At 71.4% G+C, this 23,100-nt stretch carries 18 protein-coding genes; 10 read left to right on the top strand and 8 right to left on the bottom strand.

Annotation, left to right across the window (positions count from 1 at the left end):
- Window positions 1–360 precede the first annotated feature (360 nt).
- From M8I34_RS08365 to M8I34_RS08345, 5 genes are read right to left on the bottom strand one after another with little or no spacing between them, the layout of a single operon-like run.
- Complete coding sequence (locus M8I34_RS08365) at window positions 361–1,671, bottom strand: DUF58 domain-containing protein (RefSeq protein ID WP_250048599.1); 1,311 nt, start codon at window positions 1,669–1,671, stop codon at window positions 361–363.
- Window positions 1,672–1,680: 9 nt separating this feature from the next.
- Entirely contained in the window at window positions 1,681–2,646 is a 966-nt protein-coding gene (locus M8I34_RS08360; protein ID WP_250048598.1) for a MoxR family ATPase, read from the bottom strand.
- Window positions 2,627–3,856 (bottom strand): DUF4350 domain-containing protein, encoded by a 1,230-nt coding sequence (locus M8I34_RS08355; RefSeq protein WP_250048597.1) that lies wholly within the window; start codon window positions 3,854–3,856, stop codon window positions 2,627–2,629. The genes M8I34_RS08360 and M8I34_RS08355 overlap by 20 nt, the downstream gene beginning before the upstream one ends.
- On the bottom strand, window positions 3,853–4,527 hold the full coding sequence (locus M8I34_RS08350) for a DUF4129 domain-containing protein (RefSeq protein ID WP_250048596.1): 675 nt from the start codon (window positions 4,525–4,527) through the stop codon (window positions 3,853–3,855). The genes M8I34_RS08355 and M8I34_RS08350 overlap by 4 nt, the downstream gene beginning before the upstream one ends.
- 22 nt (window positions 4,528–4,549) lie before the next feature.
- The gene (locus tag M8I34_RS08345) at window positions 4,550–6,151 is read right to left on the bottom strand and encodes a hypothetical protein (protein WP_250048595.1); all 1,602 of its coding nucleotides are present in this window, start codon (window positions 6,149–6,151) and stop codon (window positions 4,550–4,552) included.
- A gap of 152 nt (window positions 6,152–6,303) precedes the next feature.
- Between M8I34_RS08345 and mtnA the strand changes: the two genes are divergently transcribed.
- From mtnA to M8I34_RS08310, 7 genes are all read left to right on the top strand, one after another.
- Window positions 6,304–7,476 carry an S-methyl-5-thioribose-1-phosphate isomerase gene (mtnA, locus tag M8I34_RS08340; protein WP_250048594.1) on the top strand — a complete coding sequence of 391 codons (1,173 nt, stop codon included), beginning with the start codon at window positions 6,304–6,306 and terminating at the stop codon, window positions 7,474–7,476.
- Window positions 7,473–8,150, top strand: a complete 678-nt coding sequence (mtrA, locus tag M8I34_RS08335; RefSeq protein ID WP_244414513.1) for a two-component system response regulator MtrA — start codon at window positions 7,473–7,475, stop codon at window positions 8,148–8,150. The genes mtnA and mtrA overlap by 4 nt, the downstream gene beginning before the upstream one ends.
- A 1-nt stretch (window position 8,151) precedes the next feature.
- Window positions 8,152–10,266 carry an MtrAB system histidine kinase MtrB gene (gene mtrB, locus M8I34_RS08330; protein ID WP_250048593.1) on the top strand — a complete coding sequence of 705 codons (2,115 nt, stop codon included), beginning with the start codon at window positions 8,152–8,154 and terminating at the stop codon, window positions 10,264–10,266.
- Window positions 10,256–12,139, top strand: coding sequence for an LpqB family beta-propeller domain-containing protein (locus M8I34_RS08325; RefSeq protein WP_250048592.1), 1,884 nt, complete (start codon window positions 10,256–10,258; stop codon window positions 12,137–12,139). Before mtrB ends, M8I34_RS08325 begins: the two co-directional genes overlap by 11 nt.
- Before the next feature lie 503 nt (window positions 12,140–12,642).
- A complete protein-coding gene (locus tag M8I34_RS08320) occupies window positions 12,643–13,221 on the top strand; it encodes a ComF family protein (protein ID WP_374210872.1) in 579 nt (192 codons plus the stop codon).
- A gap of 289 nt (window positions 13,222–13,510) precedes the next feature.
- Window positions 13,511–14,197, top strand: a complete 687-nt coding sequence (gene hpf, locus M8I34_RS08315) for a ribosome hibernation-promoting factor, HPF/YfiA family (RefSeq protein WP_030076773.1) — start codon at window positions 13,511–13,513, stop codon at window positions 14,195–14,197.
- Window positions 14,198–14,430: 233 nt separating this feature from the next.
- Window positions 14,431–15,192 (top strand): response regulator transcription factor, encoded by a 762-nt coding sequence (locus tag M8I34_RS08310; RefSeq protein ID WP_250048590.1) that lies wholly within the window; start codon window positions 14,431–14,433, stop codon window positions 15,190–15,192.
- Window positions 15,193–15,310: 118 nt separating this feature from the next.
- On the opposite strand, the gene M8I34_RS08305 is transcribed toward M8I34_RS08310, so the two are convergent.
- Window positions 15,311–16,540, bottom strand: a complete 1,230-nt coding sequence (locus tag M8I34_RS08305) for a winged helix-turn-helix domain-containing protein (protein ID WP_250048589.1) — start codon at window positions 16,538–16,540, stop codon at window positions 15,311–15,313.
- Between the two features lie 132 nt (window positions 16,541–16,672).
- Window positions 16,673–17,296 carry a GNAT family N-acetyltransferase gene (locus M8I34_RS08300; RefSeq protein WP_250048588.1) on the bottom strand — a complete coding sequence of 208 codons (624 nt, stop codon included), beginning with the start codon at window positions 17,294–17,296 and terminating at the stop codon, window positions 16,673–16,675.
- 252 nt (window positions 17,297–17,548) lie between these two features.
- Here M8I34_RS08300 and secA point away from each other — a divergent pair, with 252 nt between their 5' ends.
- The gene (secA, locus tag M8I34_RS08295) at window positions 17,549–20,371 is read left to right on the top strand and encodes a preprotein translocase subunit SecA (protein WP_244414520.1); all 2,823 of its coding nucleotides are present in this window, start codon (window positions 17,549–17,551) and stop codon (window positions 20,369–20,371) included.
- Between the two features lie 100 nt (window positions 20,372–20,471).
- Here secA and M8I34_RS08290 read toward each other — a convergent pair whose 3' ends face one another.
- Window positions 20,472–21,293: an Rv3235 family protein gene (locus M8I34_RS08290; protein ID WP_250048587.1), complete on the bottom strand. Its 822-nt coding sequence runs from the start codon at window positions 21,291–21,293 to the stop codon at window positions 20,472–20,474.
- A gap of 295 nt (window positions 21,294–21,588) precedes the next feature.
- Between M8I34_RS08290 and M8I34_RS08285 the strand changes: the two genes are divergently transcribed.
- Together M8I34_RS08285 and M8I34_RS08280 are read left to right on the top strand one after the other, a co-directional pair.
- Window positions 21,589–22,095, top strand: a complete 507-nt coding sequence (locus tag M8I34_RS08285; RefSeq protein WP_244414522.1) for a hypothetical protein — start codon at window positions 21,589–21,591, stop codon at window positions 22,093–22,095.
- Between the two features lie 93 nt (window positions 22,096–22,188).
- Window positions 22,189–22,851, top strand: a complete 663-nt coding sequence (locus tag M8I34_RS08280; RefSeq protein ID WP_374210873.1) for an HAD family hydrolase — start codon at window positions 22,189–22,191, stop codon at window positions 22,849–22,851.
- Window positions 22,852–23,100: the final 249 nt, after the last annotated feature.

Here is a 23,100-nt window from a genome sequence, read left to right as displayed (position 1 = left end):
GGGGGTGCCTCGTTTCCGGGTTTCGGTCCGGGGGCGGGGCATTTTCACGTTGAGGGCCGGGGTATAGGTGATCGATGGGGGGAGAGCTCGGCGCTGGTGGCGGTGTGGGATGTGTGGCCTCTCAGGACGGTGCGGGCAGGGGAAGAGGCGCGGCTCAAGGAGCTGGGGCTGAGGGCTTCCCCTCTACTGGTCCTTCGTTCAGAGTGCATGGGGCGGCGGCCAGGCTCCGCGGGGGCACAGCGACTGCTAGCGGGGGTGGCGTCGCCTCGTATTGCTGCTCTGTAGTCCCCGTGCCCCCGCGCCCCCGTGGCCTGTAGCTCTGGGGGGCCATGTTCTGTGTGGGGTGGGAGGCGCGAGGGGTTACAGGCGGCCGGCGGACTTCAGGGTGAGGTAGGCGTCGGCCAGGTCGGGGGCCAGGCGGGCCGGGGTGGAGTCGATGACCGTGATGCCGTGGTGGCGTAGGCGGTCTGCGGTGCGGCGGCGGGCGGCGTGGGTCTGTTCTGCGGCTGCTGCTGCGTAGACGGCCTGGGGGGTGTGACGGCCGGCGGCCATTTCTTCGATGCGGGGGTCGGCCACGGCCGCGACGATGAGCTCGTTGCGCTGGGTGAGGCTGGGGAGGACGGGCAGGAGAGCCTCCTCCACGGGAGCTGCGTCCAGGCCGGTGAAGAGCACGATGAGGGACCGGCGCGGAGTGCGGCGGTGGATGGTTGCGGCCAAGCCGCGGGCGTCCGCCTCGACCAGTTCGGATTCGAGGGGTGCCAGGGCGTCGGTCAGGGCCGGGAGAAGATCGCGTGCCGTGCGGCCTTGTACGGAGGCGCGTATGCGGCGGTCGTAGGCGAGCAGGTCCACGCGGTCGCCGGCGCGGGCGGCGAGGGCGCCGAGCAGCAGGGCGGCGTCCATGGAGGCGTCGAGACGGGGAATGTCGCCGACGCGGCCGGCGGAGGTACGGCCGGTCTCCAGGACGAGCAGGATGCGGCGGTCGCGTTCGGGGCGCCAGGTGCGGACTGCGAGGTTCTGCCGGCGGGCGGTGGCGCGCCAGTCGATGGAGCGGGTGTCGTCGCCGGGGGTGTAGTCGCGGAGGCTGTCGAACTCGGTTCCCTCGCCGCGGGTCAGGATGCTGGTGCGGCCGTCGAGTTCGCGGAGCCGGGCAAGCTTGGCGGGGAGGTGCTTGCGGCTGGTGAAGGGCGGCAGGACGCGCAGCGTCCAGGGGACGTGCCGACTTCCTTGGCGGGCGGCCAGGCCGAGCGGGCCGTAGGAGCGGACCGTGACGCGGACTGCGTGATGGTCACCGCGGCGGGTGGGGTGGAGCGTCGTGGTGAGGCGTCGGCGTTCGGCGGCGGGGATGCGCACGGTGTGGCGGGATGCGGGGAAGTCCGAGCCGGGGCGGAAGGAGCTGGGGGGCCAGGCGTCTCGGATCTGGGCGCGCAGCGTGCGGCCGCTCGGATTGGTCACCGTGAGGTGCGTGTGGGCTTCGTCCGTGAGTCGAACTGTTGTGTCACCGGTTCGGGTGAAATGGAGCTTTCGCACTGGCGCGGCGAGCGCGAGATCGCACAAGATTGCTATCAGCAAGGCGAGTTGGACGGCGAGGATGCCGAGCCAGCTGGGCAGCACGAAGCCGACGAAGAGGGCTCCGAGTGCGGAGATGAGGGCGGTGCGTCCGGTGAGGGCCACGGTGTCGTCTCAGCGGGGGACGGGGAGATGAGCGAGCACGGCGTTGATCACGGAGTCTGCGGTGACTCCTTCCATCTCCGCTTCGGGGCGGAGGTGGACGCGATGTCGGAGCGTGGGAAGGGCGAGGGCCTTGACGTCGTCAGGGGTGACATAGTCGCGGCCGGTCAGCCAGGCCCAGGCTCGTGACGTGGAGAGCAGGGCGGTGGCGCCTCGGGGGGAGACGCCGAGAGAGAGCGAGGGGGATTCGCGGGTGGCACGGCAGATATCGACGATATAGCCGGTGACTTCAGGGGAGACGGCGGTCTTGGCGACCGCGGCCCGGGCGGCATCGAGGTCGGCGCTGGAGGCGACGGGGCGCAGACCTGCGGCGCCGAGGTCGCGGGGGCTGAAGCCGGCCGCGTGGCGGTTGAGGATGTCTATCTCGTCGTGTCGGGCGGGGAGCGGCACCGTCAGCTTCAGCAGGAAGCGGTCGAGCTGAGCCTCGGGGAGGGGGTAAGTGCCCTCGTACTCCACGGGGTTCTGGGTGGCAGCCACCAGGAACGGCTCGGGGAGGGGACGGGCCGTGCCGTCGACGGTCACCTGCCGCTCTTCCATCGCTTCGAGCAACGACGCCTGGGTTTTGGGAGGCGTGCGGTTGATCTCGTCGGCGAGCAGGAGGTTGGTGAAGACAGGGCCCGGCTGGAAGGAGAACTCGGAGCTGCGGCTGTCGTAGACCAGTGAGCCGGTGACATCACTCGGCATCAGGTCAGGGGTGAACTGGACGCGCTTGGTGTCGAGTTCGAGAGCGGCCGACAGGGCGCGTACGAGCAGGGTCTTGGCGACGCCGGGGGCGCCTTCGAGGAGCACATGACCGCGGCAGAGGAGTGCGACGACCAGCCCGGTGACGGCGGGGTCCTGGCCTACGACGGCCTTGGCTATCTCGGTGCGCAGGTCCTCAAGGGAGGTTCGGGCGCTGTCAGCGGTCGGGGTGCTCACGGGGGGCGTGCCTCTCTTGGGAAACGATCGAGGATTCGAGTGCGTCGAGTTGGTCGGCCAGGCGCACCAAGGCTCTGTCGTCCGCGGGTGCCGGGCCGAAGAGCAGGACATGGAGGTCTGCTTCGGGGCCGGGCGCGACGGTCAAGTGGGCGTGAAGGGCAGGCAGAAGGACGTCGGCGGTGTGGGCGTGCGCTGCGGACACGCCGATGAGGGGGGCGAGTCGCGTGCGGGTCGCGGAGCGCAACACGTCGGAGGCCCGGTCGCGGGCGTTGGCCTGCTCGTAGAGGCGGGCGTGGCCCTCGGTGGTCTCGGCGGCGGGGACGGTCACCGGGAGTTTTTCCGGAATCAAGGGGCCGAGGCGGCGGGCGCGCCACAGGGCCGCGCATACGGCGGCGAAGGCGAGTTGGAGCAGGGCCCAGCGCCAGCCGGAAGGGATGAGGTCGAGGAAACCGCGCTGTTGGTCCTGAGCGGATGACGGGTCGCTCACGGAGGGGAGGTACCAGACCAGATGCTTGTGCGTACCGAGGAGTTGAAGGGCCAGCGAGGCGTTGCCGTGCTCGGCGAGGTGCTGGTTGTAGAGGAGATCGGCGGAGCCGAGGAGCACGGTGTCGCGGCCGGTGCCGGGGGCCGGCAGGCGCAGCAGGGTGGGCCGGCCGCCGCTGACGTAGCAGCGGTCGGCGCCGTCGGCGGCCGTGGCGTAGCGGAGGCCGCCGAGGAGTGCAGTGCCCGCGCGGCGGGCGTCGGGCAGGGAACAGGCGGGCGGGCGTGCCGACATGCGGGCCGGGGGTTCCATCCGGACGCCGGGGGTGAAGGTTTCGAGGGACGAGGTGCCGGGGGCGAGCAGGACCGTGCGGCCGGGGGTGTGCGCGGTCGCGGTGTGCAGGCCGGTCAGCTGATCCTGCGTCAGTACGTCGGGGTCGGTGACGAGCAGGGTGGTGTCGGGGCCGGCCGCGGCGGCGGCTTCCTCAGAGGTGGTCACGACCTCGGTGGAGACGCCGTGGGCGGCCAGGAGTCGGGCGAGGGCCCGGCTTCCGGTCCGGTCCGCGGACCGGGGATCGAGCCGGCCGTGCTGTTCGCCGGACTGGAGGGCGCCGAGGACCACTCCGCTGACGACGAGCAGAAGAAGCGCGAGCAGCGGCCCGCGGGACCGGGTCCACAGACCACGAGCGGTGGGAGCGAGCGCGGGGGTGTCGGGGGCGGCCGTAGTCATCCGCGGCTCCCGGTCGGGGTGATGGCCAGGTCGGGCTTGGCGTGCTGGAGGTCGGTGTCGAGGCCGGCCAGGAGGGTGTACGCCCGTTCCGTGCCGGGGCGGCCGCCGTATGTGACCTCGTCGAAGGTGCGGGCCGCGGTGCGCAGCCGGTCGGCGTGTGCGGGAAAGGCCCGGCCGGCCTCGCCGGCGGCCTCGTCGGCGGTGCGGCCCGGGCCGGGGGTGAGCAGTGTGCGCTCTTCCAGGGCGAGGACGAGGGCGCGCATGCGGTCCTGGATCGCCTCGTTCCAGCGGCCCTCGGCGGCGTGCCGGTCGGCTGCGGAGCGGTGCTCGGCGGCGGTGCGGGGCGTTTCGGCGAAGAGCGCGCCGCTCGTGGTCGGAGTGCGGCGCACCGCGCCGAGCCGCAACCGGAGGGCGACGATCAGCAGCACGACGAACGCGGCGATGGCGAGAAGCCCGATCCAGCCACCCGGGGTGGTGCCGGCAGCGGCGCCGACGAGCTCGTCGACGCGGGCCCAGAGCCAATCAAGGGCCTGCTGGATCGGGTTGGGGTCGTGCTGGTGGTACCGGGGGTCGGACAGCTCACGCTCGGCCGCCTCGCGGGCCGGGACGCGTGGGGTCCTCACCGGTATGTCGTCGTCGGAGCGCGCCATGAGTGGTCCGAGCGCGGTCATGTTCCCCCCTCTGGTCACCGCATCAGCTTCCCGGCGCGGCGTCGTTGGGGCGTTGCCCGGCGTCGTCGGCGGGGGTGGCGTCCGCGGGGGAGGCGTCCGTCGGCGTGGTGCCGTCCGTGGTCGGGGAGCCCGGCTCGGGGGCGGTCGTGCCGTTGCTGTCCGCCGGGGAGCCGTCTGCCGTGGGGCTGTCCGGTGTTGCGTCTTCCGTCTTCGCGCTGCCGGGAGAGGTGTCAGCGGAGGCCGGGGCTGCTGCTGTTGGCGCGTTGCCGGCGGTCGCGTCCGTGGCTGCGGGAGTGGGGGTGGCAGGACGGGCGGTGGGGGCGTCGGCGCCGTAGCCGGGGAGCCCCGCGGCACGGGCGAGTTCGAGGTCGAGTGCCTCGCGGCGGATGCGCTGGTCCACGTACAGGAGCGCGGTGACGCCGGCGCTGATCGGGAAGGTGATGGTGGAGCTGATGACGGCTCCGATGCCCAGCACGATCAGGAACGACCAGCCGGCGGTGTTGCCGGTGCCGTTCGCCCAGTCCATGAGGTTCTCGCCACCGATGAGGAAGGCGATGATGGTGGCAGGGATCTGGATGATGAACTCGACGATGCCGGTCAGGAGGAAGGCGAGGAGCTGCACACCCAGCACGCGCCACCAGGTGCCCCGGACGAGCTTCGCCGAGCGGCGCATGGCGGCGATGACGCCCTGCTTCTCCAGCATCAGGGCCGGGGAGGCGAGGCTGTAGCGGACCCCCAGCCAGATGCTCACGACGCTCGCGGCGAGCCCGCCGAGCAGGGTGAGCAGCAGGCCCACTTCCAGCGTGCCGGTGGCGGTGGCGGTGAGGAGGAGACCGGGAGCCATGCCGACCGCGAATATCGCCATGATGAGCAGGGGCAGCAGGACCAGCAGGCCGAGCAGGCGCGGGAGTTGGGTACGTGCATCGCGCCAGGCTTCCCCGGCGGTCACCGAGCGGCCCAGGACGGCGCGGCTCACGACCATGGTCAGCAAACCTGTGACGACGAGCGTGGCGAGCAGCCCTATCGCCGAGGTGATGCCGGAGGCGGCGAGCGAATTGCCCATCTGGTGCAGGGTGTCGCGGAGGGGCGGGACGTTGTCGTTCGCCAGGGAGGGGTCGCGGCCGGCGCCCCGGAACCAGATGCCGGTGACCACGGTGATGGCGGTCTGCGCGAGGACCGCGACGATCAGCGAGATGCCCAGGACCGTGCGCCAGTGGGCGCGCATGGTGGCGACCGCACCGTCGAGGATCTCGCCGACGGCGAGCGGACGCAGCGGAATGACGCCGGGCTTGGCGGCCTGCGGAACCGGGGCCCAGGCGCCGCCCCAGGGCGGCTGATTGCCGGGGTGGCCGCCCCAGCCGGGACCGCCGGGACCGGGCGACGAGGCACGGGCGCGGTCACCTGCCGTGCCCCGGCCGCTGCTCCCGTGGGGGCCGCTCTGGCCGGGGATGCCGGTGGGGGCCGACCACTGGCCGGCGGGCGGCTGTTGCTTGGACCAGTTCGGTGGGGGCGACTGCTCGCCGGGGGCGGGCTGGTCTTCCTGAGGGGGCTGCTCCTGTGTGCCGCGGGCCGGCTCGTCGGAGGGAGTGGATCCGGGCGAGGCCCAGCCCGGAGAGTTGTTCATCGTCGCTCCTTCTTGCTGCCCGTCCGCCGGGGCGGCGGGGGTCCGGGGTCCGCGGTGGCAGTCATCGTGTCATGGCGGTCGACGTTGTGTACCGGGGCCCGGAGCGCGAGGGGACCTTCTGTTCGAGGGGCGGTCGGCGTCAGACTGAAGGGATGGGCGATCAGTACGAGGTATCCGAGTCGGGCGCCGGGGCGCTCGCCATTCCGTCGTTGCGTTGGGAGGAGCCGCCCGAGGGGCCCGTAGTGGTCCTCCTCGACCAGACCCGGCTGCCGGCGGAGGAGGTCGAGCTGGTCTGCACGGACGTGCCGGCGCTGGTTCAGGCGATCCGGACGCTGGCCGTACGCGGCGCTCCGCTGCTGGGCATCGCCGGTGCCTACGGTGTCGCGCTGGCCGCTGCTCGGGGCTTTGACGTCGAGGAGGCGGTGGAGGCGCTGGCGCAGGCCCGGCCGACCGCGGTCAATCTGGGCTACGGCGTGCGGCGGGCGGCCGCCGCCCACCGCGCCGCGGTGGCCGAAGGGGCCGGTGCTCAGGCGGCCGCGGAGGCGGCGCTGGCCGAGGCGCGGGCCGTGCATGCCGAGGACATCGAGGCCAGCGCACAGATGGCGGAGCACGGGCTGGCGCTGCTGGGCGAGCTGCTGCCGGGCGGCGGGCACCGGATTCTCACGCACTGCAATTCGGGCGCGCTGGTGTCCGGGGGCGAGGGCACCGCCCTGGCGGTGGCGCGGGCGGCGCACCGGGCCGGCGAGCTGCGCCGGCTGTGGGTGGACGAGACACGGCCGCTGCTACAGGGGGCGCGGCTGACCGCCTATGAAGCGGCTCGGGCGGGTATGGCGTACACGGTGCTCTCGGACTGTGCGGCAGGGTCGCTGTTCGCCGCGGGCGAGGTGGATGCGGTGCTGATCGGCGCGGACCGGATCGCGGCGGACGGATCGGTGGCCAACAAGATCGGCAGCTATCCACTCGCGGTTCTGGCGCGGTACCACCACGTTCCGTTCGTGGTGGTGGCACCGACGAGCACGGTGGATCTGGAGACCGAGGAGGGGTCGGACATCGAGGTGGAGCAGCGGCCGGGCCAGGAAGTGACGGAGTTCTCGTTGCCGCATGTACAGGGGCCCGGGAGGGAGGCGGGCACCGGCATACCGGTGGCGCCGCTGGGCGCACAGGCCTACAACCCGGCCTTCGACGTCACTCCGGCGGAGCTGGTGACGGCGATCGTCACGGAGGCCGGAGTGGTGTCGCCGGTGACCCGGAAGGGGCTGGCAGAGGTGTGTTCCACGTCACGATGGAGTAAGTCACGATCAGGTAATGGGATGATGGCCGAATGAAGGGACGCGTCCTGGTCGTCGACGACGACACCGCACTGGCAGAGATGCTTGGCATCGTGCTGCGCGGCGAAGGTTTTGAACCGTCGTTTGTGTCGGACGGTGACAAGGCCCTTGCGGCCTTCCGCGAGACCAAGCCCGATCTTGTACTGCTCGACCTGATGCTGCCGGGGCGGGACGGTATCGAGGTGTGCCGCCTGATCCGGGCCGAGTCCGGAGTGCCGATCGTCATGCTGACCGCCAAGACCGACACGGTGGATGTGGTGGTCGGGCTCGAGTCGGGCGCGGACGACTACATCGTCAAGCCGTTCAAGCCCAAGGAGCTGGTGGCCCGTATCCGGGCGCGGCTGCGGCGTTCGGAGGAGCCGGCGCCCGAGCAGCTGGCGATCGGTGACCTGGTCATCGATGTGGCGGGCCATTCGGTGAAGCGCGACGGGCAGTCGATCGCGCTGACCCCGCTCGAGTTCGATCTGCTGGTGGCGCTGGCACGCAAGCCGTGGCAGGTGTTCACCCGTGAGGTGCTGCTCGAGCAGGTCTGGGGCTATCGGCACGCCGCCGACACCCGGCTGGTCAATGTCCACGTGCAGCGGCTGCGCTCCAAGGTCGAGAGGGACCCGGAGCGGCCGGAGATCGTGGTGACCGTGCGCGGGGTCGGCTACAAGGCCGGGCCCAGCTGAGATGACCCGGGACGGTTCGGCCCCGGAGGGAAAGCGGGGGCGAACCGTCGACCCGGCGGGTGATATGTCCTTTTCGGGGAGATTGGTCGCTCGATTGCTGCGCGGCGGGCAGTTGCTGCCCGATGGCGCGGTGAGCGGGCCGGTCCACCCGCTGGTCCGGCTCTTCAGCCGCTGGGTGCGGCGGCCGCTGCTGCCCGCCCTGCGCCTGTGGCGGCGCAATATCCAGCTCCGCGTGGTGGCGACCACGCTGCTGATGTCGCTGGCCGTGGTGCTGCTGCTCGGTGTCGTCGTGGTCGGCCAGGTCCGGAACGGCCTGCTCACGGCCAAGGGGCAGGCCGCGCAGAGCCAGGCCGCGGGCGGTTTCAGCGTCGCCCAGAAGATGGCCGACGGCGCCGACGACACCCGGCCCGAGGGCACCGTGCGCACCGGCAACCGTGGCACCCAGGACTCCGCTACCTGGCTGACCGGCCTGGTCGAGCAGCTCGCCAGTGGCGGGCAGGGCGTCTTCTCCGTCGTGGCGCTCAGCTCCGACTCCGATGAACCGTTCGGCGACTCCAGCCCCGGCACCCGCGGTCCGCGTGCCTCCGGCGATGTCGATCCCGAACGGAGCGTGCCCCCCGAGCTGCGGCGGAAGCTGGACACCAAGTCCGGGACGTTCACCCAGTACACCCAGATCAAGCGCATCGGGTCGGACGACGGTGTGCCGGCGCTGATCATCGGCAAGCGGCTCAACGATGCAAACAGCAACCAGTACCAGCTCTACTACCTCTTCCCGTTCAGTCAGGAAGAGGAGTCGCTCAAGCTGGTGACGGGGACGCTGGCGACCGCCGGGGTGTTCGTCGTGATCCTGCTCGGCGCGATCGCCTGGCTGGTGGTGCGGCAGGTCGTCACGCCCGTACGGATGGCCGCGGGGATCTCCGAGCGGCTGGCCGCCGGCCTCCTCCAGGAGCGGATGAAGGTCACCGGCGAGGACGACATCGCCCGGCTGGGCGAGTCCTTCAACAAGATGGCGCAGAACCTCCAGGTCAAGATCCAGCAGCTGGAGGAGCTGTCCCGGATGCAGCGCCGTTTCGTCTCCGACGTCTCGCACGAGCTGCGCACGCCGCTGACGACCGTACGGATGGCGGCCGATGTCATCCATGACGTGCGGGACGAGTTCGACCCCGCCACCGCGCGCTCCGCCGAGCTGCTGCGCGGGCAGCTGGACCGCTTCGAATCGCTGCTCGCGGAGCTGCTGGAGATCAGCCGGTTCGACGCCGGCGCGGCCGCGCTGGAGGCCGAGCCGGTCGATCTGCGCGATGTGGTGCACCGCGTCATCGAGGGTGCCGAACCGCTCGCCGAGCGCAAGGGCACCCGGATAGTGGTGCGCGGCGCCGAGCAGCCCGTGATCGCCGAGGCCGACTCCCGCCGGGTGGAGCGCATACTCCGCAATCTGGTCGTCAACGCCGTCGAGCACGGTGAGGGCCGCGATGTGGTGGTGCGGCTGGCGTCGGCGGGCAGCCGGAGCGGCGGCGCGGTGGCCGTCGCGGTGCGTGACTACGGCGTCGGCCTCAAGCCCGGCGAGGCCACCCGCGTCTTCAACCGTTTCTGGCGTGCGGACCCGGCCCGGGCCCGCACGACGGGCGGTACGGGGCTGGGCCTGTCCATCGCCGTCGAGGACGCCCGGCTGCACGGCGGCTGGCTCCAGGCCTGGGGCGAGCCGGGCGGCGGCTCGCAGTTCCGGCTGACGCTGCCCCGTACGGCCGGCGAGACGCTGCGCGGATCCCCGATCCCCCTGGAGCCGGAGGACTCGCGGCGCAACCGCGGACTGGACGAGTCGGGTCAGCCGCGTGCCGGGGCGGACCGCAAGGCGTCCACGATCCCGGTGCAGACACGTGCCACACCGCCAGGCGACGCCTCGGCCCCCGCCCCGGAGCCGAAGGCGGCCTGGCCGGCGGCCGACCCGACGGCACTGCCCGGCAACGGTGCCCGTGTGGTGCCGCAGAGCGGGGGCGAACGGAGCGAGGAGGCGGCGCGCGGCGAGAGCGCGCGCACCGATGAGCCGGTCCGTGAGAGCGGGGCCGAGCAGAAGGCCGAGCACGGCGTGGATCGGGAAGGCGGGCTGCGTGGACACTGAGCGCGGAGGCGAGCGCGGGGAGGGGACCGGGTCCCCCGCGCGCGCCCGCAGGGGAGCCGGGCCGGCGCGGACGTTTGTGGTGCTCGGCTGTGCGGCCGTGCTGCTGGCCGGGTGTGCGTCGATGCCCGACAGCGGGGACGTCACGTCGGTCGAGCAGTCGCCGCGCTCCGAAGGCGAGTCGCAGGTGCGGGTCTACGGCGTGCCTCCGCAGGACGGTGCGCAGCCGACCAATATCGTGCGCAGCTTCCTCGACGCCACGACCAGTGACGAGGCGGATTTCCGTACCGCCACCCAGTATCTGGCCAAGTCGGCGAAGCGGACCTGGCGGCCGTTCCAGGTCACCAATGTGCTCCAGGAACGCCCGAAGCCGGAGCCGAAGACGCTGCCCAACCGGGAGGACTCGAACGGCTACACGGTCACCCTCTCCGGCAGCCAGGTGGCGGCGGTGGACGACAGCCACGCCTATACCCCTGAGGAGAAGCCGTACCGCCAGACGATCCACCTCATCAAGGAGGGCGGACAGTGGCGTATCGACCGGCTGCCCGATGGGCTGGTGCTCGGGCTGTCCGACTTCCAGCGCATCTACCGCTCCGTCAACAAGTACTACTTCGCGTCCTACAACTCGGAGTCGGGAGAGCCGAAGGCGAACCGGAACGCGCTCGTCGCGGACCCCGTCTATCTGCGGCAGCGAATAAAGCCGATCACCGCCAGTGTGGAGGCGCTGCTGTCCGGGCCCACCGACTGGCTGAACCAGGTGACGACTTCGGCGTTCCCGTCCGGCACCCGGCTCGCCGCGCACGATCTGGCGCTGGACGACTCGAACGCGCTGCGCGTCAAGCTCAGCAAGGACGCGGTGAACACCGACTCCACGCAGTGCAAGCAGATGGCGGCTCAGCTCTTCTTCACCGTGCAGGACATGACGCGGGCTTCGAAGATCAGTGAGGTGGAGCTCGAGGACAACAGCGGCAACTCGCTGTGTTCGTTGTCCCAGGAGCAGGCCGAGCGCGACTTCGCACCGTCCCCGAGCACCGGGCACTCCGGCAAGGAGTACTTCATCGACGGTGACCAAAAGGTCGTCGCCATGTCGGACACCGCGACCGAACCGACGCCGGTGCGCGGCCCGTTCGGTACGGGCAAGACCCCACTGCGCTCGGTCGCCATCTCGCGCGGGGAGGACACCGCGGCGGGAGTGTCGAGCGACGGCCGGTCGCTGTATGTGGCCGGTCTGGAGGATGGCATCGAGCGTGGCGATCCGCTGCTGACCAGTACCGGTTCGGCCAAGAACCCCGATACGGGACTGACGGCACCGAGCTGGGACGGCCTGGGCGACCTGTGGATCGCGGACCGCGATGCGCACGGTTCGCAGTTGATGCGGTTGCGCGAGGGCAAGGGCGCCCCCGAAAAGGTGTCGGTGCCCGGTCTCGACGGGCGGCGGATCAAGGCGATCAAGGTGGCCGCTGACGGCATCCGGATCGCGGTCCTGGTGGAGGACAAGGGGCGTACGACACTCCAGCTGGGCCGGGTTGAGCGCGACGGCACTTCTACGCACCCCGCCCTTTCCGTGCAGGAGCTCCGGCCGATCGCACCGCAGTTGGAGGACGTGGTGGCGGCGTCCTGGGCGGGCCGCAGCCGGCTGGTGGTCGTCGGGCGGGAGTCCGGCGGAGTCCAGCAGATGCAGTTCATGGAGACGGACGGCTCGGCGTCCAACGCGCAGACCCTGCCCGGCGTCAACGGCGTCAAGGCGGTGGCGGCCTCGGAGGACGAGGCCAGGCCGCTGATCGCCGATGCCACGGAGGGCATTGTGCGGCTGCCTCTGGACTCGAACTGGAAGACGGTGTCGAAGGAAGGGACGGCGCCGGTCTATCCCGGGTGACCGCGAGCGGGGCGGTGAGCGTGAGCGTGCGCCGGTGATGGGTGACGGGTGACCCGTCACCCGTGACGTGGGTGGCGCAGGGCCGGCCCTGCGCCGATGGCGAGGTGCCCGCCGGTCCCGGGCCGGGGCGTGCGGCGGGCTCGGCCTGCCGCGATGTGCCGTACGGCTGGTCCGCAGTCCGCAGTCCGCAGTCCGCAGTCCGCAGCCCGTTCCCAGCACCCAGCAGGTCCGCACGTCCCCAGCGCCCCACGCCCCCAGTAGCTCCGCGCGTCCCCCGTTCCGCATGTCCGCGGTGGCCATGGTTATCCACAGGGGTGGTGGCCGGGCGTGGACGGCGGGACAGTGGAGTTATGCAGGGGGTGTGGCGCGAACTGGCCGCTCTGGTGCTGCCGGTCGACTGTGCAGGGTGCGGCCGACCGCGCACGGAGCTGTGTGCGGAGTGTCGTCGGGTGCTTGCGCGGGACGGGCGCGGGGCGCGGCGGGTGCGGCCGTGGCCGAGCCCCGTGGGGCTGCCTCGGGTGTGGGCGGGGGCGCCGTACGCCGACGAGGTGCGGGCGGTGCTGCTGGCCCACAAGGAGCGGGGTGCGCTGCGGTTGGCCGGGCCGCTGGGAGCGGTGCTGGCCGGGGCCGTGCGCGGGCTCCGGGCGGGCGACGGGCCTCAGCTGCTGGTGCCGGTGCCCTCGGCCCGGAGATCGGTGGCCGGGCGGGGCCATGACCCGGTGCGCAGGATCGCGCTGGCGGCGGCCGGGGAGCTGCGGCGGGCGGGGACGGAAGTCCGGGTGCTCGCGGCGTTGCGGCAGCGGCGCGTGGTGGCCGACCAGGCGGGGCTGAGCGCCCGGCAGCGGCTGGCGAATGTCGCCGGTGCCCTGGAGGTGCCGGGCGGGGCCGGCAGGCTCCTGACGGGGCGGTCAGCCGTACTGGTGGACGATCTGGTGACCACGGGGGCGACGCTCGCCGAGGCTGTCCGGGCGGTCGCGGCGGCCGGTGGCCGGGTCGGCGGGGCGGCAGTGGTGGCGGCACCCCGGGGTGCCTTCGCCGTCGAGGGCGAACCGATGGAGCCAATATCACGGGGAAGTAGGTGAGGAGGAAAAGTCACCCAAATGGAGCCGGGGGCTCCGAGGGGGTGCCGACATCCGTCCGGGAGAGCTATGTTCGGTTGTGAGGACTTGGCGAGTGTTTTGCCTCGAATGTCGGGATGAATGCGTTCAGGGGCGTTTGCAGCGATCCTGAAAACGGGGGAGTGGAGAACGGGTCGTCGGGGGAGGAGGAGGTGAAAGTCGCCAAGTCCGAGGCTTCGGCAACCACCGGAGCCTGGTGCAAGAAGGAATTGCTCCGCTTGATGAGCGGAGCGATCCGGGAACGGAGTTCTGCGTGGACATCGTCGTCAAGGGCCGCAAGACAGAGGTGCCCGAGCGGTTCCGCAAGCACGTGGCCGAGAAGCTGAAGCTGGACAAAGTCCAGAAGCTCGACGCCAAGGTGATCAGCCTGGACGTCGAGGTGTCCAAGGAGCCCAACCCGCGGCAGGCCGACCGTTCCGACCGAGTGGAGATCACCCTCCGCTCCCGTGGCCCGGTGGTCCGGGCCGAGGCCGCCGCAGCCGATCCGTACGCCGCGCTGGATCTGGCCACCGCGAAGCTCGAGGCGCGTCTGCGCAAGCAGCACGACAAGCGCTACTCGCGTCGCGGCAACGGCCGCATCCCGGCGAGTGAAGTCGCGGTCAGCGTGCCTGACGCCGCGAGCCTGACACCCAACGGCGAACTCGCCGCCGACGTCGACCAGAAGGTGCCGACCACCCGTATGGGGTCGATCGACGTCCAGGGCGAGGGGCCTCTGATCGTCCGTGAGAAGACCCACTCGGCCGCGCCGATGCTGCTCGACCAGGCGCTCAACGAGATGGAGTTGGTCGGGCACGACTTCTACCTCTTCGTCGACGCCGACACCAAGCTGCCGAGTGTCGTCTACCGGCGGCACGCCTACGACTACGGCGTCATTCACTTGAACCCCGACTTGTTCGGGGAGGAGGAGCCCGGCGGCGCAGGCGGCGCGCTGGGCGGCTGAACCCCATCCGCTCGGTGCCCCCGGCGTACGCCGGGGGCACCATCGTGCCCGGAGGAGCCAGGAGTTGAAGCCGTATAGTGTTTGTGCCAGCCAGGGAGCGTGTGGGCACGAAACGGCGACATGCCGGGGAGACGGTCGTATGGCATTGATCGGGCTGGCCGCAGGGGGCTGTTGTCAACCAGCCTTATTTCCAAGCTCCGGCCTTACGGCCGAGTAGTTGACGGGGAGGACCAATGGGGGACAGTTTCGGTCCCGTGCGCGACGCCGCGGACGATGACCACCACGCTGCCGGGGGCGACGACGAGGCCGGCCGGGCCGTCGGCGTGCCGCGCAAGGAGCCGATCCGGGTCCTGGTCGTGGACGATCACGCACTCTTCCGGCGGGGTCTGGAGATCGTTCTGGCCCAGGAAGAGGACATCCAGGTCGTCGGCGAGGCGGGGGACGGTGCGGAGGCGGTCGACAAGGCCGCGGATCTGCTGCCCGACATCGTGCTGATGGACGTGCGGATGCCCAAGCGCGGCGGAATCGAGGCGTGTACCTCCATCAAGGAGGTGGCTCCCAGCGCAAAGATCATCATGCTGACGATCAGCGACGAAGAGGCCGATCTCTACGACGCGATCAAGGCCGGAGCCACCGGCTACCTCCTCAAGGAGATCTCCACCGACGAGGTGGCGACCGCGATCCGTGCCGTGGCGGACGGGCAGTCGCAGATCAGCCCGTCGATGGCGTCCAAGCTCCTGACGGAGTTCAAGTCGATGATCCAGCGCACGGACGAGCGCAGGCTGGTGCCCGCGCCCCGGCTCACCGACCGTGAGCTGGAGGTCCTCAAGCTGGTCGCCACGGGCATGAACAACCGCGATATCGCCAAGGAACTCTTCATCTCCGAGAACACGGTGAAGAACCACGTCCGCAACATCCTGGAGAAGCTGCAACTGCACTCCCGGATGGAAGCGGTGGTGTACGCGATGCGGGAGAAGATCCTCGAGATCCGGTGAGCGGGCCGGTGGGCGGGGGAGCGTTCCCGATGCCCGATGCCCGATGCCCGTTGCCTGTTGCCTTCGATGCGCCGGGTGACCGGGGGCCGGTCGTGCCCCCGGCGTCATCGGCCGGCGCCTACTGGTCGCTCATGTGGGTGAGTTCCGCGCGCAGGGCCTCGGCCAGCTTCTGGTCGTCGCAGCGCTCGACGCGTACGGAGTCGCAGCCCACCCAGCTCGCGGCCTCCTCCAGCGCACGGGCCATCGGGCCGACGGCCTTGGAGCCCTGCATGGAGACCTGGCGGGCGACGAGGGTGGTGCCCTCGCGGGCCGGGTCCACCCGGCCGACCAGCTGACCGCCGGCCAGCAGTGGCATCGCGAAGTACCCGTGGATCCGCCGGGGGCGCGGGACATACGCCTCCAGGCGGTGCGTGAAACCGAAGATCCGCTCCGTGCGCGGCCGGTCCCAGATCAGGGAGTCGAAGGGCGAGAGCAGGGTCGTGCGGTGCCGGCCGCGGGGCGGGGCGGCCAGCGCGGCGGGGTCGGCCCAGGCGGGCTTTCCCCAGCCCTCGACCTCGACCGGGACCAGCCCGGAGTCCGCGACGACGGCATCCACCTGCTCGGCTTTGAGGCGGTGGTAGTCCGCCAGGTCGGCGCGGGTGGCCACCCCCATGGCGGCCCCGGCCTGCGCGACCAGACGGCGGAGGCACTCGGCGTCGTCCAGATCGTCGTGGAGCAGAGCGTCCGGGACGGCGCGCTCGGCGAGGTCGTACACACGCTTCCAGGCGCGGCGTTCCGTACAGACCACATCGCCGGTGTCCAGCAGCCACTCCACCGCGATCTTGGTCTCGGACCAGTCCCACCACTCGCCGCCTTTGCGCCCGCCACCCAGCTCCGAAGTGGTGAGCGGGCCATCGGCCTTCAGGCGGTCCAGCACGGCGGCGCAGGAGCGCTCGGAGTCCTCCATGACGTGCCAGCGGTGGCCCTTGGCGCGGCGGGCACGCCGGCGGAAGGCGAAGTGCGGCCACTCCTCGATGGGGAGGATGCAGGCGGCGTGCGACCAGTATTCAAAGCTGTGCGGCGGTGCCGCAGGCGCGTCGGAAGAAGCCGGGGTCCAGTAAGCGGCCTCGACGGCGTCGCGGCCCAAAGCGCCGAGCCGGGCGTACGGCACCAGCTCATGGGAGCGGGCCAGCACCGAGATCGTGTCCAGCTGCACCGCGCCCAGCTGCCGCAGCACCCCGCGCACCCCCGCCCGGCGGTCCGGCGCGCCCAGCAGCCCCTGGGCCCGCAGCGCCAAGCGCCGGGCATCGTCGCGGGACAGGGTGGTCACAGGCTGCGGCAGAGGCGGTGGCTGCGTCACGGCGGTCATGCGGCAAAGGGTAGGGGCGGGCACTGACAACCGCCCCGGAGACGGGAATCACCGCTGGTGGTGGCGGTGCCCGCGCACGGACGGGGCGGTGGTGGCGCGGTGCGGGCGCGGCCCGGTCCGCGCCGGCGGGGGTCAGCCGGGGTAGGGCAGATACGGCGTCGTGTCCGGGACGGGAGTGCCTGCTGCGCCGGACGGTGCGGTCCTTCCGGGCGCGTCGGACGGGAGCAGGGAGCCGATCCAGACGTCCCGGCGGGTGCCCTCGTGCACCAGCTTGGCGCGCAGGGTGCCTTCCATGTGGAAGCCGAGCTTGCGGGCCACTGCCCGGGAGCCTTCGTTTCCGGCCTCCGCGTGCCACTCCAGGCGCTCCACCCCCAGGTCGCGGAAGGCCCAGTGCACCACCGCGCGGCCCGCCTCGACGGTGTGGCCCCGGCCGCGGTGCTCCTTGGCGGTCCAGTAGCCCAGCTCGGCCTGCCGTTCGGGGGTGTGCAGCCGGCCCAGGCGTACCAGGCCCATCGCGCCCACCAGGGAGCCGTCCGCCCGGGAGACCAGGGCGAAGTTGTACGTGGTGTCGTCGCGCCAGCCCTCGGGGACGACCGTGCCCACGAACTGCTCCGCGTCCTTCATCCCGTACGGTGAGGGGACACTCGTCCAGCGCAAAATATCGGGGTCCTGGCACGCGGTATGCACCGCGGGCGCATCGGCGGGCTCGAAGGGACGCAGTACAAGGCGCTCGGTGGCGAGGGTGACGGGCTTCATGACGTGAGTCTGCAAGGTTGCGGAAGGCGTGGCGAAGGGTTTTCGCCTTGATTCCCGGCACCCGCCCGGCACCTTCTCGCGGCCCCGTGCGTTCATGCTGGGGAGGGGACAACGGGGTTCGCTGCGGCGTACCTCCCGGCCCGGCAGCGTCCTCCTTTACGATGGCCGTTGCGGCGGGGCCTGCCCCCTTGGAAAAATGCCGCGCCCGCGCACTCGACCGTGCAGGCCCGACCGGCAAGGAGACCAGCCCAAGTGTCCGTCTTGACGAAGATCATGCGTGCAGGCGAAGGAAAGATCCTGCGCAAACTGCACCGCATCGCGGGCCAGGTCAACTCCATCGAGGAGGATTTCGCGGCTCTCTCCGACGCTGAGCTGCGGGCGCTCACGGATGAGTACAAAGAGCGCTACGCCGACGGCGAGAGCCTCGATGACCTGCTGCCCGAGGCGTTCGCCACGGTCCGTGAGGCCGCCCGGCGGGTGCTCGGCCAGCGCCCCTACGACGTCCAGCTGATGGGCGGCGCGGCCCTTCACATGGGCTACGTCGCCGAGATGAAGACCGGTGAGGGCAAGACCCTGGTCGGTACCCTCCCGACGTACCTCAACGCGCTGTCCGGCAAGGGCGTCCACCTGATCACGGTGAACGACTACCTGGCCGAGCGCGACTCCGAGATGATGGGCCGCGTCCACAAGTTCCTGGGCCTGTCGGTCGGTTGCATCCTCGCCGACATGACGCCGGCCCAGCGCCGCGAGCAGTACAACTGCGACATCACCTACGGCACGAACAACGAGTTCGGCTTCGACTACCTGCGTGACAACATGGCCTGGTCGCAGGATGAACTCGTCCAGCGGGGCCATAACTTCGCGGTCGTCGACGAGGTCGACTCGATCCTCGTCGACGAGGCCCGTACGCCGCTGATCATCTCCGGCCCGGCGGACTCGGCCACCAAGTGGTACGGCGACTTCGCCAAGTTGGTGCGCCGCCTGAAGCGGGGCGAGGCCGCCAACCCGCAGCGCGGCATCGAGGAGACCGGCGACTACGACGTCGACGAGAAGAAGCGCACCGTCGGCATCCACGAGTCCGGTGTCAGCAAGGTCGAGGACTGGCTGGGCATCGACAACCTGTACGAGTCGGTGAACACCCCGCTCGTCGGTTACCTCAACAACGCGATCAAGGCCAAGGAGCTCTTCAAGAACGACAAGGACTACGTCGTCATCGACGGCGAAGTCATGATCGTCGACGAGCACACCGGCCGTATCCTCGCCGGCCGCCGCTACAACGAGGGCATGCACCAGGCCATCGAGGCGAAGGAAGGGGTGGAGATCAAGGACGAGAACCAGACGCTCGCCACGATCACCCTCCAGAACTTCTTCCGCCTCTACGACAAGCTCTCCGGCATGACCGGTACGGCCATGACCGAGGCTGCCGAGTTCCACCAGATCTACAAGCTCGGCGTCGTCCCGATCCCGACGAACCGCCCGATGGTCCGTATGGACCAGGCGGACCTGATCTACCGCACCGAGACCGCGAAGTTCGACGCGGTCGTCGAGGACATCGTCGAGAAGCACGGGAAGGGCCAGCCGATCCTGGTCGGCACCACCTCGGTCGAGAAGTCCGAGTACCTCTCCCAGCAGCTCAACAAGCGCGGCGTCGCCCACGAGGTGCTCAACGCCAAGCAGCACGACCGTGAGGCGCCGATCATCGCCCAGGCCGGCCGCAAGGGCGCCGTGACGGTCGCCACGAACATGGCAGGCCGTGGTACGGACATCAAGCTCGGCGGCAACCCCGACGACCTCGCCGAGGCGGAGCTGCGCCAGCGCGGCCTGGACCCGGTGGAGCACGTCGAGGAGTGGGCGGCCGCGCTGCCCGCCGCCCTGGAGCGCGCCGAGGCCGCGGTCCAGGCGGAGTTCGAGGAGGTCAAGGAGCTCGGCGGGCTCTACGTCCTGGGCACCGAGCGGCATGAGTCGCGGCGGATCGACAACCAGCTGCGCGGTCGTTCCGGCCGTCAGGGCGACCCCGGCGAGTCGCGGTTCTACCTGTCCCTGGGCGATGACCTGATGCGGCTGTTCAAGGCGCAGATGGTCGAGCGGGTCATGGCGATGGCCAACGTCCCCGACGATGTGCCGATCGAGAACAAGATGGTGACGCGGGCGATCGCCTCCGCCCAGTCGCAGGTCGAGCAGCAGAACTTCGAGACGCGCAAGAACGTCCTGAAGTACGACGAGGTGCTCAACCGCCAGCGTGAGGTCATCTACGGCGAGCGCCGCCGCGTCCTGGAGGGCGAGGACCTGCAAGACCAGGTCACGCACTTCATGGAGGACACCATCGACGCCTACATCCAGGCGGAGACGGTCGAGGGCTTCGCCGAGGAGTGGGACCTGGACCGCCTGTGGGGCGCGTTCAAGCAGCTCTACCCGGTCAAGGTGACGGTCGAGGAGCTGGAGGACGAGGCCGGCGACCGCGCGGGCATCACCGCCGACTTCATCGGCGACGCCGTCAAGGACGACATCCACGAGCAGTACGCCGCCCGCGAGGAGCAGCTCGGCTCGGACATCATGCGGGAGCTGGAGCGCCGGGTCGTGCTGTCCGTCCTGGACCGCAAGTGGCGTGAGCACCTCTACGAGATGGACTACCTCCAGGAGGGCATCGGCCTGCGGGCGATGGCCCAGAAGGACCCGCTGGTCGAGTACCAGCGCGAGGGCTTCGACATGTTCACCGCGATGATGGAGGGCATCAAGGAGGAGTCCGTCGGCTACCTGTTCAACCTGGAGGTCCAGGTCGAGCAGCAGGTCGAGGAGGTCCCGGTGCAGGAGGCGGCGGAGCCGACCTCGCTGGACAAGGACGTGGTGCCCGCCGGTGCGGGGCGTCCGGAGATCCACGCCAAGGGCCTGGAGGCGCCGCAGCGGCCGGACCGGCTGCACTTCTCCGCTCCCAAGGTGGACGGCGACGGCAGCGTCATCGAGGGCGACTTCATCAGCGACGAGGAGGCCGGCCCGGCCCGTTCCGAGGCGGACGGTCTGACCCGTGCCGAGCGGCGCAAGGCCCAGAAGAGCAGCGGGCGTCGCCGCAAGAAGTGAGCAATGAGCAGTGAGCGGTAGGCACCCCGGACACGGGGTGCCGGGCCGCGGAGACAGGGGCGCCCCGGCCGGAGCCCGGCCGGGGCGCCCCTGTGCTCGGTCAGCGGACCACCGGGCCCCGGACGGCCGGGGACGGGCCGATGTCGAGGGCGGCGCAGCGCCACCGGGAGTCGGCGCCCAGCTCCAGCCGGAAGGCCAGGGCCCGCAGCCGCCCGTCCGCCGCGATCCGGGCGAAGGCCTCGATGACGCCGCGGCGCGGCCGGCACAGTCCGCAGTCGCGCACGACGGGGGCGGGACCGTGCCGGCCGGCACCGCTGACCGGCCGCAGCGGCGCCTGCGGGGCGAGCTCCGCCAGCCGGTCGTACGCGGCGGGCAGGGCATGGCCCAGCAGGGCGTGCACGGGGCGCTGGCCGCTGAGCGCGAGCACCAGCTGCCGGGCGAACCAGTGATGCGGCCGGCTCTCGTGCGCGCGGCGCTGTGCCCCGGCCGTGGGCAGCGGGACGCCGGCCGCGGTGACGGGCGTGGCCGGGGCGCCGGTGCCGGGCCGTCGGCTCGCCGCGGCGGCCAGGGCGGCGGGGCGGCCCTGGCGCGGGACGGGCGGGGCGGTACGAGTGGGGCCGCGGCCGGCGGAGCCCGGACCGCGACCGCCCGGACCGGGGCTCCGGCGGGACGAGCCGGGGCCGCTCCCCGCGGGGCCGAGGGGGCGGCGGTCGGCGGGGGACCTGCGGGGCCGGGGGACGGTGGGGGACGCTGCCGGAGCCGCTGCCTCGGTGGGGCGCGTACGCGGATCGTCTGCGTTCGCGGTGTCGGCGGGCGTGGTGGGGCGTGTGGTGTGCCCGCTGATGGCGGGGGTGGCGGGTGGCGTGCTGTGCCCGCTGAGGGCGGGTGTGGTGTGCGCGGTGGTGTCGTTCGTGCCGGTCATGCTGTGGATCGCCCCCGTGGTGCCGGGCCCGTGAATTACTGGGCGGTAGCTTTTGGTGGGGAACTTCGTATCGGCGCGCTCGGGGCGGCAGCAAGGCGCGGACCGGCCGGGAGGAGGGCTGCGAGGAGTTCACCCTTCCGTGTCGTGGCCTTGGGCTGAGGCCTCGGGAGCGGGGTGGGGGACGGGCTCCGGGCGGGCGGCACGGGGGATGCGGGGGCGGCACGATGGGGGACTCGCGCCCGTATGCTGGCGGGACAATCTTCGGAGTCGAGCGAATCGAGCGGAAGCGGCTGCCATGCGCGTCTATGTCCCCCTGACCCTTTCCGGTCTCGCAGAGGCGCACAAGAACGGTGAGCTGGGCCCCGGCCCCTTGGACGCGTTCGCCGTCACTCCCGCGCTGCGCGAGTGGTACGTCTCGGACGACATCGAGGAGCTGGAGTACGCCGCGCTCAACCGTGCCGCGCAGGCGTCGCTGCGGCAGCTCGCGGTGCACCCGCAGGCCGCGCGGCGGCGTGTGGTGGTGGCCCTGGACGTGCCGGACGGCGCCGCGGTGGCGGATCCGGACCGGGGGCTGGACCAGTCGGCGCTGGGCGAGGTGCGGGTCGCCGGACCGGTGCGGCTGTCGAAGGCCGCAGCGGTGCATGTGGATGCCGCGGACGCGGAGGCGGACATCGCGGCGGCCGCGGCGGCGCTCGGCGCGGCGGACCAGGGCGATGACGACGCACAGTTCACGGTGGACGGCGCGGAGGACCACGATCTGATGTGGTTCGGGGTGCAGGAGATCCCGCATCTGATCGGGTAGGGGCGGGTTGTCCGCGGACCGGGCCGCGTTGTCAGTGGCTGCGGGTATTTTTTCTTCATGGGGAAGCGCACGGGCAACGACGTGGGGGACCACATGGGAAAGCACGCCACACACATCGTCTGGGACTGGAACGGCACGCTGTTCCATGACATCGACGCCGTCATCGGGGCGACGAACTCCGCCTTCGCGGAGATCGGTCTGGAGCCGATCACCCTGGAGTCGTACCGGGACCTGTACTGCGTGCCCGTGCCGCGGTTCTACGAGCGGCTGATGGGCCGGCTGCCGACGGACGCGGAGTGGCTGGTGATGGACGAGGCCTTCCACCGCCACTACAGCACGCACCGGCTGGGCTGTGAGCTCGCCGAGGGCGTGCATCAGCTCCTGGAGGGGTGGCAGGCGGCCGGGCGCAGCCAGTCGATCCTGAGCATGTACGGGCATGACGAGCTGCTGCCGATCGTGCGCGACTTCGGGATCGAGTCGCGGTTCGTGCGGGTGGAGGGCAGGACCGGGCCGTCCGGAGGCACGAAGAGCGCGCATATGGTGCGGCATCTGGCGGCGATGGAGAGCGTGGATCCCCGGCTCACGGTCGTGATCGGTGACGCCGTGGACGATGCCCTGGCCGCGCGGGACGCGGGGGCGCACGCGGTGCTCTACACGGGCGGTTCGCACAGCCGCGGCAGCCTGGAGGCCGCCGGGGTGCCGGTGGTGGACACCCTCGCCGAGGCGGTCGAGCTGGCGGGGGACATAACCGTCTAGCGGGGACATCACCGTCCAGGGGCCGCGGGCGCGTGGCGGCCGGCGGGCTCATGCGCTGCTCCTCCGCGAGGCTGCCGGGTGTCCGGGCGCCACGACACCACGCACATTCCACCCCGGCAGTCCGTTGTCCAGAAGGTCTAAGTTCGGGCCGTGGTTTTGTACGCACACGGCCCATGACGGCACCCGTGTGGGGAGCGATAGCCTTGCACCGTGATCAGCGCGATAACCCGCGGGGGCATCGAGGCCCCT

Origin of the sequence: Streptomyces sp. MCA2 (assembly GCF_023544705.1) — a bacterium.
GTDB lineage: Bacteria > Actinomycetota > Actinomycetes > Streptomycetales > Streptomycetaceae > Streptomyces > Streptomyces decoyicus.
The sequence above is the reverse complement of the archived record's forward strand: the minus strand, read 5'-3'. Positions and strand labels throughout refer to the sequence as shown.

What these genes read in the sequence shown, in the direction of transcription:
- M8I34_RS08290 (WP_250048587.1), bottom strand. Translation starts at nt 21,293, where the DNA reads ATGACCGGCACGAACGACACCACCGCGCACACCACACCCGCCCTCAGC.
- M8I34_RS08285 (WP_244414522.1), top strand. Translation starts at nt 21,589, where the DNA reads ATGCGCGTCTATGTCCCCCTGACCCTTTCCGGTCTCGCAGAGGCGCAC.
- M8I34_RS08350 (WP_250048596.1), bottom strand. Translation starts at nt 4,527, where the DNA reads ATGACCGCGCTCGGACCACTCATGGCGCGCTCCGACGACGACATACCG.
- mtnA (WP_250048594.1), top strand. Translation starts at nt 6,304, where the DNA reads ATGGGCGATCAGTACGAGGTATCCGAGTCGGGCGCCGGGGCGCTCGCC.
- M8I34_RS08280 (WP_374210873.1), top strand. Translation starts at nt 22,189, where the DNA reads ATGGGAAAGCACGCCACACACATCGTCTGGGACTGGAACGGCACGCTG.
- M8I34_RS08305 (WP_250048589.1), bottom strand. Translation starts at nt 16,540, where the DNA reads ATGACCGCCGTGACGCAGCCACCGCCTCTGCCGCAGCCTGTGACCACC.
- M8I34_RS08300 (WP_250048588.1), bottom strand. Translation starts at nt 17,296, where the DNA reads ATGAAGCCCGTCACCCTCGCCACCGAGCGCCTTGTACTGCGTCCCTTC.
- M8I34_RS08345 (WP_250048595.1), bottom strand. Translation starts at nt 6,151, where the DNA reads ATGAACAACTCTCCGGGCTGGGCCTCGCCCGGATCCACTCCCTCCGAC.
- mtrB (WP_250048593.1), top strand. Translation starts at nt 8,152, where the DNA reads ATGACCCGGGACGGTTCGGCCCCGGAGGGAAAGCGGGGGCGAACCGTC.
- M8I34_RS08355 (WP_250048597.1), bottom strand. Translation starts at nt 3,856, where the DNA reads ATGACTACGGCCGCCCCCGACACCCCCGCGCTCGCTCCCACCGCTCGT.
- M8I34_RS08310 (WP_250048590.1), top strand. Translation starts at nt 14,431, where the DNA reads ATGGGGGACAGTTTCGGTCCCGTGCGCGACGCCGCGGACGATGACCAC.
- mtrA (WP_244414513.1), top strand. Translation starts at nt 7,473, where the DNA reads ATGAAGGGACGCGTCCTGGTCGTCGACGACGACACCGCACTGGCAGAG.